At 74.1% G+C, this 11,589-nt stretch carries 15 protein-coding genes; 3 read left to right on the top strand and 12 right to left on the bottom strand.

Translation table 11 applies throughout. The features are described from left to right. Positions 1-89: 89 nt before the first annotated feature. The 7 genes from ACFV0O_RS27300 to ACFV0O_RS27330 form a co-directional block, all read right to left on the bottom strand. Positions 90-1,229: a hypothetical protein gene (locus tag ACFV0O_RS27300; RefSeq protein WP_380346196.1), complete on the bottom strand. Its 1,140-nt coding sequence runs from the start codon at positions 1,227-1,229 to the stop codon at positions 90-92. A gap of 68 nt (positions 1,230-1,297) precedes the next feature. Continuing rightward, positions 1,298-2,455, bottom strand: coding sequence for a hypothetical protein (locus tag ACFV0O_RS27305; protein ID WP_380346197.1), 1,158 nt, complete (start codon positions 2,453-2,455; stop codon positions 1,298-1,300). Next, positions 2,452-3,033, bottom strand: a complete 582-nt coding sequence (locus ACFV0O_RS27310) for an NADAR family protein (RefSeq protein ID WP_380346199.1) — start codon at positions 3,031-3,033, stop codon at positions 2,452-2,454. Before ACFV0O_RS27310 ends, ACFV0O_RS27305 begins: the two co-directional genes overlap by 4 nt. Before the next feature lie 150 nt (positions 3,034-3,183). Then, positions 3,184-4,290 (bottom strand): threonine aldolase family protein, encoded by a 1,107-nt coding sequence (locus tag ACFV0O_RS27315; RefSeq protein WP_380346201.1) that lies wholly within the window; start codon positions 4,288-4,290, stop codon positions 3,184-3,186. A gap of 247 nt (positions 4,291-4,537) precedes the next feature. Next, positions 4,538-4,720 carry a 4-oxalocrotonate tautomerase DmpI gene (gene dmpI, locus ACFV0O_RS27320; RefSeq protein WP_380346203.1) on the bottom strand — a complete coding sequence of 61 codons (183 nt, stop codon included), beginning with the start codon at positions 4,718-4,720 and terminating at the stop codon, positions 4,538-4,540. Between the two features lie 126 nt (positions 4,721-4,846). Further along, positions 4,847-5,743 (bottom strand): LysR substrate-binding domain-containing protein, encoded by an 897-nt coding sequence (locus ACFV0O_RS27325; RefSeq protein ID WP_380346205.1) that lies wholly within the window; start codon positions 5,741-5,743, stop codon positions 4,847-4,849. 158 nt (positions 5,744-5,901) lie between these two features. Next, positions 5,902-6,489, bottom strand: coding sequence for an RBBP9/YdeN family alpha/beta hydrolase (locus tag ACFV0O_RS27330; RefSeq protein WP_380346207.1), 588 nt, complete (start codon positions 6,487-6,489; stop codon positions 5,902-5,904). Positions 6,490-6,564: 75 nt separating this feature from the next. Between ACFV0O_RS27330 and ACFV0O_RS27335 the strand changes: the two genes are divergently transcribed. Beyond that, positions 6,565-7,221: a TetR/AcrR family transcriptional regulator gene (locus ACFV0O_RS27335; RefSeq protein WP_380346210.1), complete on the top strand. Its 657-nt coding sequence runs from the start codon at positions 6,565-6,567 to the stop codon at positions 7,219-7,221. On the opposite strand, the gene ACFV0O_RS27340 is transcribed toward ACFV0O_RS27335, so the two are convergent. After that, positions 7,149-7,643 carry a nucleoside deaminase gene (locus ACFV0O_RS27340; protein ID WP_380346212.1) on the bottom strand — a complete coding sequence of 165 codons (495 nt, stop codon included), beginning with the start codon at positions 7,641-7,643 and terminating at the stop codon, positions 7,149-7,151. The genes ACFV0O_RS27335 and ACFV0O_RS27340 overlap by 73 nt on opposite strands. Continuing rightward, on the bottom strand, positions 7,640-8,449 hold the full coding sequence (locus tag ACFV0O_RS27345) for an LLM class flavin-dependent oxidoreductase (RefSeq protein WP_380346214.1): 810 nt from the start codon (positions 8,447-8,449) through the stop codon (positions 7,640-7,642). Before ACFV0O_RS27345 ends, ACFV0O_RS27340 begins: the two co-directional genes overlap by 4 nt. Positions 8,450-8,542: 93 nt before the next feature. Between ACFV0O_RS27345 and ACFV0O_RS27350 the strand changes: the two genes are divergently transcribed. Together ACFV0O_RS27350 and ACFV0O_RS27355 are read left to right on the top strand one after the other, a co-directional pair. Then, the gene (locus ACFV0O_RS27350) at positions 8,543-8,989 is read left to right on the top strand and encodes an Lrp/AsnC family transcriptional regulator (RefSeq protein WP_380346216.1); all 447 of its coding nucleotides are present in this window, start codon (positions 8,543-8,545) and stop codon (positions 8,987-8,989) included. Between the two features lie 199 nt (positions 8,990-9,188). Next, positions 9,189-10,310, top strand: coding sequence for a serine hydrolase domain-containing protein (locus ACFV0O_RS27355; protein ID WP_380346218.1), 1,122 nt, complete (start codon positions 9,189-9,191; stop codon positions 10,308-10,310). A gap of 131 nt (positions 10,311-10,441) precedes the next feature. Here ACFV0O_RS27355 and ACFV0O_RS27360 read toward each other — a convergent pair whose 3' ends face one another. From ACFV0O_RS27360 to ACFV0O_RS27370, 3 genes are read right to left on the bottom strand one after another with little or no spacing between them, the layout of a single operon-like run. Further along, the gene (locus tag ACFV0O_RS27360) at positions 10,442-10,648 is read right to left on the bottom strand and encodes a hypothetical protein (protein ID WP_380346219.1); all 207 of its coding nucleotides are present in this window, start codon (positions 10,646-10,648) and stop codon (positions 10,442-10,444) included. Positions 10,649-10,692: 44 nt separating this feature from the next. After that, the gene (locus tag ACFV0O_RS27365; protein ID WP_380346221.1) at positions 10,693-11,112 is read right to left on the bottom strand and encodes a type II toxin-antitoxin system VapC family toxin; all 420 of its coding nucleotides are present in this window, start codon (positions 11,110-11,112) and stop codon (positions 10,693-10,695) included. Beyond that, entirely contained in the window at positions 11,109-11,399 is a 291-nt protein-coding gene (locus ACFV0O_RS27370) for a type II toxin-antitoxin system Phd/YefM family antitoxin (protein ID WP_380346223.1), read from the bottom strand. Before ACFV0O_RS27370 ends, ACFV0O_RS27365 begins: the two co-directional genes overlap by 4 nt. Positions 11,400-11,589: the final 190 nt, after the last annotated feature.

Below are 11,589 nucleotides of genomic sequence, written 5' to 3' on the forward strand. Positions count from 1 at the left end.
AGTACGTCCAGTACGAGGACGCTCCGGCGGCACGCCCAGCCGGGCGCCCAACGCCGCGCGCTGATGCGACGCGAATTGTCAGACAAGCCCTAGCGCCGTCCCCAGCGGGAGCGCGGCGCCGCGGGCGGGGTGGTCGGCAGGCCGGCCGCGCGGAGGGCGGCGAGGGTGGTGCGGTGGCGGGGGCCGTCGGCGAGCAGCGCGCCCAGCAGCTGCCCGTACAGGTCCCGGCTGCCGGCACCGTCCAACGCGGCTGCCAGGCGCACGAGTTCGACGGGCGGTCGGAGCGCCGCCAGCGCGTGCAGCAGGTCGGTGGCGAGCGCGGGCGGCAGCTCGGTGGCGAGCGAGGCGAGGTCGGCGGTGGGGCGGCCGACGGCCTGGCGCAGCAGGGTCCGGACGTCGCCGAGCCGGCCGTGCTGCTGGAGGCAGGCGGCGAGGGAGGTCAGTTCGGGCGTCGGTGCCGAGCCCCACTCCCACAGGAGCGTCGCGCTGTCGGCGTTCTGCCCGGCCCGCTCCAGTGCCGAGAGCAGCCCGGGGACGGAGGCGGCGGGGTAGGCCCAGAAGGCGTGGAACAGCGCGGCGGCCTCCTCGGCCAGGCCCAGTTCGCGCAGCTCCGCCAGGACGGCGACGGCGTGTTCGGGCGTGGATCGCGCGGCGCCGCGGGCGAGGTCGAGGGAGGCGCCGGTCGGGCCGTACCGGGCGAGCATGCCGACCAGCAGCGCGGCGTCGGCGGCGTCGAGGCGGGTGGCGGCCTGGTCGAGCAGCTCCGCGGCCTCGGTGAGGGCGCCGGTGCGGTGGAGGGTGGTGATCCGCTCGGTGAGGGCGCCGATATCGGGGCGGGCGGGGGGCGGCGGGGCCTTCGGGGCCGCGGGTTCCGATTCGGGCCCGGGATCCGGAGGTTGCCGGCGGTACTGCGGTGGTTCCTGGTCCTGTTCCTGCTGCTGCCGGTGTCTGAGCCGGGTCTCCAACGCCTCCAGCTGGTCGCTGAGTTGGAGACACCGGGCGCCCAGCCCCTCGCGGAGGGTGCGGGCCTGGGCGAGCTGCCGCAGCAGGTCGCCGTCCGGCCGCTGCCGCCCCGGGCTGGCCCGGATCGCCTCGTTCAGTCGCCGTTCACGCTGGCTCGCGTAGCGGCTCGCGCGGAGTAACTCGTCCAGCTCTGCGCGGAGTTCGGCGGCTTGTTGCTCGCCCTCCAGCTGCTGGCCTGCGGATTGTGCCGTCGGCCGCATGCGCATGATCGCCCCAACCTGTCCATCCAGACCCTGACTGCAGGACATCCTGACGTCGGTATGTGGCTGGGGAGTTAAGAGCGCACGACCAGTCGTGCCCGAGTGGTGTCAAGGAGCGCGCAGACGGCGGTCGCGGCAAGAAGTGCGCCGGTCGCGCTCCGCAGCAGGGTCGCCTCGTAGTAGGGCCCCGGGAGGAGGACGGCGACGACGCAACCGACCGCCGCGGCGGCGACGGCGGGAAGCAGGAGGCGCACGGTGTCCCGCCGGGCGGCCGCGCCGATCACCACCAGGCCCGCCAGTGCGGCGAGTCGGGGCGTGGCGAAGGTCTGCGCGTAGCGGATCGCCAGGGCGGGCACGAGGAAGAGCGCCAGCGCCCGGCCGATGGTCGCCGCGAGCGTGGCGACGTACGGGCCGGTCGGTGAGGTCGCGGAGCGTCGGAACAGGCGGGTCGCGGTGAGGACCGCCGCCGCGGCCGCGGCGGGGAGGAGGTGGGCGCCGAGCCGGGCCAGGTTGTAGAGCAGCGCGGTGTCGTACAGCACCAGCATCAACTGGCCGTACGCCCACAGGTCGAGCGCGAAGAGGAACGGATTGCGGGGAGGGCTCCCGACCGCGGGTTCGCGCCGGGCCAGCCGGTCGATCAGCGGCGGCGTGACGACGGCCGAGAGCACGCGCAGCACCAGGTCGTCCACGGTGTACGGGTTCCGCAGGTCCCACTCGATCGCGCAGAACGCCACCGTGTACGAGACGGCGGCGAGCGGCACCAGCGGCGAACGGGCCAGCCGGACGTACAGGTCGCGGTCCAGCCGCCGGACGACGGAGACGAACGCCAGCAGGACCAGCGGCAGTTCGAGGAAGGCCTGCACCCGTAGGACGGAGGGCGCCAGCAGCTCGGGTGCGGGGAAGCGGGCGGCGAGGGAGTCGAGGCGGGGGACGTCGAACCAGCCCGGCGGCAGGTAGCGGGCGATGAAGGAGGCGTCCCCGCCGTGCACCCGGTTCACGTAGACGGCGACCAGGACCTGGTTGACGAAGACGAGCGCGACGACGGCGGCGAGGGCCGCCTCCGGGCCGATCCGGCCCGTGCGGCCCGTGCGGCCCGTTCGGCCTGAACAGCCCGTGCGGCCGGTGCGGCTCGGCGGCCGGGGCCCGGCCCGCAGCACCCCCGGCACCAGGACCAGGGAGGCGGCGGCCGAGACCACCACCGTCCCGTTCAGCAGCGGCGCGACCGTGCTCACGCGGCCAGCCGCGCCCGCGCCTCCATCAGCGCGAAGCCCAGCAGGTTCAGCCCGCGCCACTCGTCGGGCCGCTGCGCCCGGATGTCGTCCGCCGCGAGCCCGATGCCCCAGATCCGGTCCACCGGGCTGGCCTCGACCAGCACCCGCCTGCCGGTGCCCAGCAGGTACGTGCGCAGCGTCTCGTCCTGTCCGAACTTCGCGACGTTGCCCGCCACGACCAGCTCGAAGCGGCCGGCCACCCAGGTCTCGTCGTCGAAGCCCTCGACCAGTCGGCCCAGCTTCTTCGCCTCGGCGGGCGTCCGGGCCGCCAGGATCTGCCGCTCGACGGCCTCGTCCCCGAACATCCGGGCCTTGCCGGCCATCATCCAGTGCTCGGCGGACGCGTACGTCACCCCGTCGACGGTGAACTCGCCGGGCCACCACTGGCTCAGGCACTCCTGCCGGGTGCCGCCACCGCCGTTGCGGGCGGTGTGCCCCCAGAACATCACCCACTTCGGGTGCACCCCGCCGGCCGTCAGCGCGGCCAGCTCCTCGCGGCTCCGGACGGCGGCGGGGTCCCCCACGTGCATCTCGCTCATATCGTCATAGTGACACAAAGGGGTGGGGGGTAGCGACCCGGTTGCGGCGCACCACCTCGGGGGCACGCCCGCCCGCCGAGGGTGGTGCGCCCGTACGCCGAGGGTGGTGCGCCGGCACGCCTGGGGTGGCGCACCCGTACGCCGATGCCGTCAGCCCGCCGCGGCCAGCTCCAGGAAGCGCAGCCCGACCTCCGTCACCTCGTCCGCCGTCCATTCCCGCGCCGGTCCGGCGAGGCGGACCTCGGCCATGGCGAGGCCGGGGGCGGCGTCCGACCAGTGCGGGACGAACCAGATGCCCTCCTGCTCGGCGAGCGCGAGGTGCGCGGCGTTGAGGGCCCTCGCCGGGTGCGGGAGCCAGAGCTGGAAGTCGTGGGTCGGCGGGACGTCCGGGTACACGCGGGCTCCCGGGAGTGCGGCCAGGGCCGGGACGAGGGTCGCGGCGTGGCGGGTGTGGCCGGCGACGCGTGGGAGGACGGTGTCCAGGCCGTCGAGGGCGGCGAGGGCGGCCGGCCACTGCTGGGAGAGTTGGCCGCCGTAGCGGTGGCGCCAGGTGCGGGCGTGGGCGGTGAGAGCGGCGTCCCCGGCGAGCGCCGCTCCGCTGATGCCGCCGAGGTCCTTGTAGTAGGAGACGTAGACGCTGTCGGCGAGGGCGGCGATCTCGTCCAGTGGCCTGCCGAAGTGGACCGTGGTGTTCCAGAGGCGCGCGCCGTCGAAGTGCACCCGGGCGCCGGTCCCGCGGGCCGCCGCGACGAGTTCGGTCAGTTCGTCCCAGGTGGGGAGGAGGAACCCCGGGTCGCGCAGCGGGAGTTCGACGGTCAGGGTGCCGAAGGGTTCGCCGAGCGCGGCGAGTTCCTCCGGCGTGGGCTGGCGCAGCTCGGTGGTGGGCCAGAGGCCGCGCAGACCGGTGAGCTGGGTGTAGGCGTGGCGTTCGTGCCGCTCGATGTGGCTGAGCGGGTGGAGGACGACGGCCGGATTGCCGGTGCGTTCGGCGTGGTGGCGGAGCGCGACCTGCTGGGCCATGGTCCCGGTGGGGAAGAAGACCGCGTCCTCCTTGCCCAGCAGCGCCGCGGTCCGCTCCTCCAGCTCGCGCACCGGGCCGTCGCTGCCGTAGAAGTCGGGGAGGACGTCCAGGCCGTCCAGGGCGGCGAGCCGGGCGAGGCGCTCGCGGATGCTGAGGGCGCGGTCGCCGGAGAGGAACCGCTTGCAGGACATGCGGGCCGCGCGCCGCCGGTGGAGCTCGCTCTGGTCATCGGTCATCCGGTGATTGTCGGACCGGTGGCAGGAGCGGACCAACTGCTTTTCCCGCAGGTCGTCGGCGCCGGACCGTCGTGGCCCCGTCCGCCTGCTCGCCGGCCCCGCCGACGGCGGGCTCCGCGCCTCCGACGAGTCCTTCGAGGCCGGCTGGTTCACGCCTGCCGTGACCGGCGACCTCCCGACGGTCCCGGGCAGCCGCAGGCGCCTCGCCGACCGGCGCAGCGGCGGCATCCCCTCGTCGGTTTTCAGGTCACCGGTCGGCGGTGAGCTTGCCGGCGACGCCCCAGTTCTCGGCCTGGTACTCCTGGATCCAGACGTACACGCTCTCGGCGGGGACCTCCAGTGCCTCCATGAAGGCCTCGGTGACCTTCCGGACCAGCTCGCGCTTCTGCTCGACGTCGCGCGGGCCCTGCTGGATGGTGACGATGGGCATCTTCGGCTCCTGATCGGGTGTTCCGTGCCGGGCATTCCTGCCGGGCCTCGTCGCCGGGTGCTCCGGCTGGGAACAGTCCATCCGATCGGGCCGCCCGCACCCAGACCCGATTCGCTCCGGCAGCGATCACGAATCCTGATCGTCGCAGCTCGGGGGCGTCTGTCGGCAGGCTTCCAGGAGCAGCCGGGGGAGCGGGGCGGAGCGCCGCACGGCGAGCGAGGTCGGCAGGGCAAGCGGGGTGCGGCAGGGGCGGAAGGCGACCCGGTGGGCGTTGGTCATCCGGGCGTTGGCGGCGTAGACCACCGTCCACATCGGGGTGCCGGTGCCGATCGACGCCAGGGTGTCCTGCAGGCTGCCGTGGACCGGGCCGAGGACCGGGGCGAAGCCGGCCCGCGCACAGGCGTCCGTCACCAGGTCCACCAGCGCCGGGTGGTTGCGGTGTTCGGTCAGCCGCAGCGGCAGGTCGGCGAGGTCGGCGAGGTCGACCTCGGGCCGGTCGGCGAGGGGGTGCCGGGCGGGGAGCGCGAGCACCAACTCGTCCTGCCAGACGGGCAGGAAGCGGAGGTCGGTGCTGCTCCCGGGGACGGCCCCGCGCACGAAGGCGGCGTCGAGGCGGCCGTCGGCCAGTCGGGCGAGCCGGTCCCGCACCGGGGCGGAGTGGAGTTCGACGTGGACGTCGGGGGCCCGGCGTTGGTAGGTGTCCAGGATCAGGTCGAGCCGGTCGCCGAGTCCGGTGACCGTACCGAGTCGGAGCACGGCGGGTGCGGCCAGGTCGGCGGCGAGGGCGCGGGCGGCGCCCTCGGCGGTCAGGACGTTCCTGGCGGCGGGAAGGAAACGCTCGCCGGCCGCGGTCAGCCGGACGTGCCGGGGCGAGCGGTCGAACAGCTCGACCTTCAACTCCCTTTCCAGACGCCGGACCTGCTGGCTGACGGCGGGCTGGCCGAGCAGCAGCTTCTCGGCGGCCCGGCCGAAGTGCAGTTCCTCGGCCACGGCGACGAAGCAGCGCAGCTGCCGTAGCTCCATGCGGCCCCCCTGCTCGATGTGCCGACGGGCCCATGGTCGCAGGCCCGGAGGCGGTCCCCGCTGCCGGGCTGGGCGGACTGGCGGGCGTGGGCCGCCGGGCGGTGGCCGTCGTTCGCCCGACGGCCTCGGTCCGCAGCCTGCGGCCTTCGGTGGTCGGGTCAGGGCCGGGCCGCGAGCAGCTCCGTGACCAGCCGGACGGCCTCCGGGACCTCGACGTGGTCGTCCGGGGCGGCTCCGTAGTGGCCGCCGGTGGGCGTCACGACGGCGGTCGCGCCGAGGCCCCGGACGAAGAGGCGGACGTGCTCGGCCGGGTCGGGCTGGTTGACCGGGTCGTCCATGGCCTGGAGGATCCGGAACTCCCGGGCCGAGCGGCGGATGCGCTCCCAGTCGAACTCGTCCTCGAAGAAGGAGGCGAGCGCCTCGTACCCGACGGGGTGGGCGGAGGCCGACACCAGCAGCACGCCCGCGAACACCCCGTTCGCCTCGGGGTCGTGCTGCTCCAGGAAGCGCAGCACGTTGACCCCGCCGATGCTGTGCCCGACCAGGACGGTGGATTCGGCCGGGCCCGCGGCGAGCGCGGCTTCGCCGTAGGCCTCGCGCCACGGCTGCAGGCGCGGGGCTTCGGTCTCCGGCAGCCGGGGCACGGTGACCCGGTGCCCGGCCTTCGCCAACTGCTCGGTGAGGTACGGGAACCAGACGCTGTCGTCGCTCGCGCCGTAGCCGTGCGCCACCACGATCTCGCTCATGGTCGATTCACTCCCCTGAATTAAAACGATCCGTAGCGTTTCGATTAGAAGGTAGCACGCTGCTAGCGTGAGGAGGTGCCTTCCGGAGAAAACCCCAGCGGAGAAGCCCGCGGTCGCCGCACCGGCGGCCGGATCCGCAGCCAGGACGCCCACGACGCCGTCCTGACCGCCGCGATCGAACTCGTCGAGGACCTCGGCTACCGGGCCGTCACCATCGAACGCGTCGCCGCCCGCGCCGACGTCGCCAAGAGCACCGTCTACCGCTGGTGGAAGTCGAAGGCGGTCCTCGTCATGGACGCCTACCGGGCCGCCGTCGAGCAGCGGATGCCCGAGCCCGACACCGGCTCGCTCGCCGACGACCTGACCGCCTTCGCCACCGCCCTGTACGGCGTCACCGCGCACCCCGTCCGGGTCCGCACGCTGCGCGGCCTCATGGCGGAGGCCCAGCTGGACCCGGCGTTCGCCGAGCCCTTCCGGGAGTGGGTGGAGACCCGGCGCGCCGTCGTGCTCGCCCTGCTCGCCCGCGGCGTCCGGCGCGGCGAACTCCCCGCCGGCGCCGACCTCCAGGCCGCCACCGACCACTTCTTCGGCCTCTTCTGGTACCGCCTGCTGGTCGAGCACCAGCCGCTGGAGCCCGCCCTGGCCGCCGCCCACGTCGATCAGCTGCTGAACGGCCTCCTCGGACGGCCCGGGGCGCCGCGATCCGGACCGGGCGGACCCGGGGGTCGGTAGTACGCCTCGATCGGGGCGCGGGCCTCCTCGGGCAGGGCGGGGCCGTCCTGCGGCACCACCGGCCAGGCGCCCGACTGCGGGTTGAGGGCGACGAGTTGCTCCGTCGACAGGGCGTGGACGACGCGGCCGAGGCCGGAGCGGACAATGCCGCCGTGGCACATCCCGCACGGCTGGCAGCTGGTGTAGAGCGTGGTCCCGGCGGCCGTGGCCGGGTCGAGTTCGCGGGCCGCCCAGCGGGCGAGCTTCAGCTCCGGGTGGGCGGTGATGTCGTTGTCGCGCCGCACGGTGTTGTGGGCCTCGGCGAGGATCTCGCCGTCCGGGCCGGCCAGCAGGGATCCGTACGGGGCGTCGCCCAGGGTGACCGCGTGGGCGGCGATGGCGAGCGCCCGGCGCAGCAGGGTCTCGTCGGCTTCGGTGATCACGTGGTCTCCGCCTTCCACTGGCTGGTCACGGTGGTGAGGTCCCGCCAGGCCGTCTGTGGTCGGCGGGTCTCCTCGGGGTCCCCGTGGTAGGGGTCGAACACGACGGTCTCGGCGCCGAGGTCGCGCAACTGCCGCAGGTCGCCGATGACTTGGTCGACACTGCCCACCCCGGCCGGACGCGCGGGGTCCTCGACCGGGGCGTCGGTCAGCCGCAGGGCGATGCGGGGGGCGAAGCCCGGCACCGGGTGTTCGGCCAGTACCGACCGCATCCGGGCCAGGGGCAGCCGCAGGGGGTGCCAGGCGTCGCCGAACCGGACCGCGCGTCGCAGCGCCGCCTCGCTGTGGCCGCCGACCCAGACCGGTACGGACCCGCCGTGTTGCTGCCAGGTCTCCCGCAGGACGCCCAGGTACTCGTCGGTCAGCCGGCCGCGCGCGCCGAACGGCACGCCGAGCGCGTCGAACTCCTGGCGGGCCCAGCCGACCCCCACCCCGAGGACGAACCGGCCGCCGCTGAGCCGGTCGAGGGTGCCGGCCATGCGCGCCACCAGCAGCGGGTTGCGGTACGGCAGGACGAGAACGGTCGTGCCCAGGCGCAGGCCGGTGGTGGTCCCGGCCAGCCAGGACAGGGTGGTGAACGGCTCGTGGAACGGCTCCGGGTACCGCACGGCCACGTCCGGGGTGACCGCCACGTGGTCCGACACCATGAGAAGGTCGAAGCCGAGGCCCTCCACGGTGCGGGCCCATTCGCGCAGTACGCCGGGATCGGTGCCCGGGCCGAAGTTCGGGACGTTGACGCCAAATTGCATGCTTCGAGGCTATCCCCGTGATCATGGGCGAAGGAACGGACTCCTCCCGGTCCTGGCCGCCCGTGGCCGTGGTTCTCCCGGTAGATTCGCCGGATGGCCGTGAATCTTGACGAGACCGACTGGGCGATCATCGAGCAGCTCCAGCGCGAGGCCCGGATCTCCCTCAGCGAACTGGGCCGGCGGGTCAGCCTCAGCGCCTCCGCGACCACCGAACGGGTGCGGAACCTGGAGACGCTGGGTGTCATCACCGGCTACCACGCCTCGGTGGACCTGGCGAAGGTCGGCTACCCCGTCCTCGCCGTCGTCCGGCTGAAGTACCCGGGCAACCGGCACGAGCCGCTGCGGCGGCTGCTCGCCGAGCGGCGGGAGATCCTGGAGTGCCTGCGCACCACCGGCGACGACTGCTACACCCTGAAGGTCGCGGCGACCTCGATGGAACACCTGGAGACCCTGGTCGACGAGCTGGCCGGTTTCGGCAGCACCACCACCAGCGTCGTCTACCGCCCGACGCTGCCCCTGCGCGGGCCCGCCCGGCCCTGACCGCGGATGCCCGGAAGCGGGCGCGGAGACGGACGCGGAGACGGACGCGGGTGCGGGTGCAGGTGCGGTGGCCGGGAACGGGGTGCGGGTGCGACGGAAAGCTCCCTCGAACGGGGGAGGTCGTCCACGAACCGGCCGACCAGACTGGCGGTCGTGACCAGGGAGGCCCTACTCCCCACGAACCCAGAGGAGTTGACCCATGCGTCAGCGGATCCGCCGCACGGCCCTCGCGCTCTCGGCCGCGCTCGTCGTCGGCGCCGGAGTCCTGGCGGCACCCGCCGCCTCGGCCGCCGACCGGCCCGAATCGGTGCGGCAGGGGCTGGACGCGCTGGTGCGGGCGGACGGCGTGCCCGCCGTGCTCGCGACCGTCCGGGACCGGGACGGCCGCGTCCGCCACTTCACCGCAGGGGTGGGGGACCTGGCCACCGGGGCGAAGGCTCCGGTCGACGGGCAGGTGCGGATCGGCAGCAACACCAAGACCTTCACCGCCGTCGTCGTGCTGCAACTGGTGGGGGAGGGGAAGGTCGACCTCGACGCCCCGGTCGACACCTACCTCCCCGGCCTGGTCCGCGGCGAGGGCATCGACGGGCGGAGCATCACCGTCCGCCAACTTCTCCAGCACACCAGCGGATTGGCCGACTACGAGGGGGCGCTCGACGAAGCCTCGCTCCGGGAACGGTACTTCGAGCCGCGCGAGCTCCTGGACCTCGCCCTCGGGCAGAAGCCGGTCTCCGCCCCGGGGGAGAAGTTCGGTTACAGCAGCACCAACTACGTGCTCGCCGGCCTGATCGTCCAGAAGGTCACCGGACGGCCGATCGGTGAGGAGATCGACCGCCGCGTCGTCCGGCGCATCGGGCTGCGGCACACCTACTTCCCCACCGCGGGCGACCGCACCATCCGCGAGCCCCACCCGCACGGCTACCGCAGGGGCACCGCCGACGAGCCGCTGCAGGACTTCACGGAGATGGACCCCTCGGCGGGCTGGGCGGCCGGGCAGATGATCTCCACGGGCTCCGACCTCAACCGCTTCTACTCCGCGTTGCTCGCCGGCCGTCTCCTCCCGCCGGCCCAACTCGCCCAGATGCGGACCACCGTCCCGGTCGGGGACACCGGCATGGGCGCAGGCCTGGGGATCTTCAGCCGGCCGCTGTCCTGCGGCGGGGTCTACTGGGGGCACGGCGGCGACATCCCGGGGTACGAGACCCGGGGCGGTGCCACCGACGACGGCCGCGCCGTCACCGTGGCGGTGACCACCGTCCCGGCCGACCCCGCCGTCACCCGGCACGTCGAGGACGTCGTGGACACGGCGCTCTGCCGCTGAACCGGACGGCACCCCGGGCCCCGGGCCCCGCACCCGGCGCCCGCCCTGCCCGCCCTGCCCGTACGGCCGGCCCGGCGCTCAGGCGCCGGTGCCCCGGGCTCCGGCCGGTTCGGCGTTCGCGCGCTCCGTGATCATGGTCGGCACGCGGCACGCGGCACGCGGCCCGCGACGGCCAGGTCTTCGGCCGGAGCGCCGGCGTACAGCCGGTCGGTGATCCCGGAGATCTCGGCGGTGGTGCGCTCGTGCAGCCCGCGCCCGGTGTCCGTGAGCCGCAGCCGGGAGGTCTCAGCCGGATCCGGCTCCAGCAGCTCCCCGGCGGTCAGTTCCTCGATCTCCATGGCTACGGTTTCGAACCGTTCGGCCGCCGCTCACCGCGAGCCGCTCACCGAGAGCCGCCCACGGGCAGGCCGGGGGCGATCACCGGCAGGTCCCGTTCCTCGGCGGCGCCGGCCAGGCGCTTGTCGTACGTGACGAAGGCGGTGAGAGCGTGCTCCAGGTGCTCGGCGGTGGCGAGGTGGATGGCGTCCAGCGTGCGGAGGTGCGGGGCAGGGAACCGGCATGCGGCTCGGAGGATGGGGTCGGAGAGCCGGATGCGGAGCAGTCGGTCGAGCAGATCCTCCGAGGCGTCCAGCAGAACCTGCGGTGCGCCGATCCGGATCAGCGCGCGCGGCACCTCGACCTGGGCCGGCGCGCTGGTCGCGTGGCCCTCGGAGCCGTGCGAGGAGAGGAACGTGCGCAGCGCGGTGGATTCGTCCTCGGGGACCAGGAGTTTGAGGATCGCGCAGGAGTCGAGGTAGATCAACGGTCCTCCTCCCGCATGGCGTGCAGGGCGTCGGAGGCCGAGCCGAGTCGGGTGCCGATGTCGGGCAACGCCCAGTCGGAGAGGCCGCGTGCGGTGGCGGCGTTCTCCGGGTCGAGGGTGCCGTCGCGAGCGAGGTCCTCCAGGACCCGCTGTTCGGGATCGGGTGGCGCGAGGACGGCGATCAACCGTCCGTTGCGGGTGATTTCCACGCGTTCGCCGGCTGCAACCCGGTCGATCAACTCGCTGGCGTGTTGCTGGAGTTGGCGGATGGGAACTCTGGTCGTCATGCGACTCACGGTAGAGCTGATCGTGCGGCGACCACGAGGAGTGTGCGTCGGTTTCACGCGAACGGGTGCCGCCCCGTGCCGGGTGCGGCGGGAACGCCGACGGCCCCCCGATCGACGTGCGATCGCGGGGCCGTCCGCCCCCCCCCCGGGGCCCGAGGCCCTGGGGGTCAGCCGAAGGTGCGGGGGCGGC

The sequence above is a fragment of the Kitasatospora sp. NPDC059577 genome (assembly GCF_042735475.1).
Classification (GTDB): domain Bacteria; phylum Actinomycetota; class Actinomycetes; order Streptomycetales; family Streptomycetaceae; genus Kitasatospora.

What these genes read in the sequence shown, in the direction of transcription:
- ACFV0O_RS27350 (WP_380346216.1), top strand. Translation starts at nt 8,543, where the DNA reads ATGGCCGTGAATCTTGACGAGACCGACTGGGCGATCATCGAGCAGCTC.
- ACFV0O_RS27360 (WP_380346219.1), bottom strand. Translation starts at nt 10,648, where the DNA reads ATGGAGATCGAGGAACTGACCGCCGGGGAGCTGCTGGAGCCGGATCCG.
- ACFV0O_RS27330 (WP_380346207.1), bottom strand. Translation starts at nt 6,489, where the DNA reads ATGAGCGAGATCGTGGTGGCGCACGGCTACGGCGCGAGCGACGACAGC.
- ACFV0O_RS27370 (WP_380346223.1), bottom strand. Translation starts at nt 11,399, where the DNA reads ATGACGACCAGAGTTCCCATCCGCCAACTCCAGCAACACGCCAGCGAG.
- ACFV0O_RS27310 (WP_380346199.1), bottom strand. Translation starts at nt 3,033, where the DNA reads ATGAGCGAGATGCACGTGGGGGACCCCGCCGCCGTCCGGAGCCGCGAG.
- ACFV0O_RS27325 (WP_380346205.1), bottom strand. Translation starts at nt 5,743, where the DNA reads ATGGAGCTACGGCAGCTGCGCTGCTTCGTCGCCGTGGCCGAGGAACTG.
- ACFV0O_RS27300 (WP_380346196.1), bottom strand. Translation starts at nt 1,229, where the DNA reads ATGCGCATGCGGCCGACGGCACAATCCGCAGGCCAGCAGCTGGAGGGC.
- dmpI (WP_380346203.1), bottom strand. Translation starts at nt 4,720, where the DNA reads ATGCCCATCGTCACCATCCAGCAGGGCCCGCGCGACGTCGAGCAGAAG.
- ACFV0O_RS27355 (WP_380346218.1), top strand. Translation starts at nt 9,189, where the DNA reads ATGCGTCAGCGGATCCGCCGCACGGCCCTCGCGCTCTCGGCCGCGCTC.
- ACFV0O_RS27345 (WP_380346214.1), bottom strand. Translation starts at nt 8,449, where the DNA reads ATGCAATTTGGCGTCAACGTCCCGAACTTCGGCCCGGGCACCGATCCC.
- ACFV0O_RS27315 (WP_380346201.1), bottom strand. Translation starts at nt 4,290, where the DNA reads ATGACCGATGACCAGAGCGAGCTCCACCGGCGGCGCGCGGCCCGCATG.